Consider the following 282-nt stretch of genomic DNA (forward strand, 5'->3'; position numbering starts at 1 on the left):
TACGGCTTCGGGTTGACGACCTTCGTCGCCGGGCTGGTCCTCATCCCGTTCTCGGTGCTGGGGTTCGTCGCCGGCAAGCTCACGCCGCGGATCCGGACGTGGATCGCCGACCCCCCACTCCTGGCCAGCAGCGCCGTCGTGGTCGGCGGCGGGTTCGCCCTGTTCGCGGCGGCCCGGTCGGATCTGGCCGAACTGTTCGCGGCGATGGGCGTGCTCGGCCTCGGGGTCGGCGGCTTCTCGGCCGCGATGCCCGGCGTCATCCTGGCCGTCACGCCCAAGAGC

At 72.7% G+C, this 282-nt stretch carries 1 pseudogene; it reads left to right on the top strand.

Annotated elements, in window-relative coordinates:
• Window positions 1–282 (top strand): annotated as a pseudogene (locus tag IG75_RS0135780) (MFS transporter); the annotation flags it as partial.

Origin of the sequence: Nocardia rhamnosiphila NBRC 108938, from assembly GCF_000720425.1 — a bacterium.
Lineage (GTDB): Bacteria > Actinomycetota > Actinomycetes > Mycobacteriales > Mycobacteriaceae > Nocardia > Nocardia rhamnosiphila.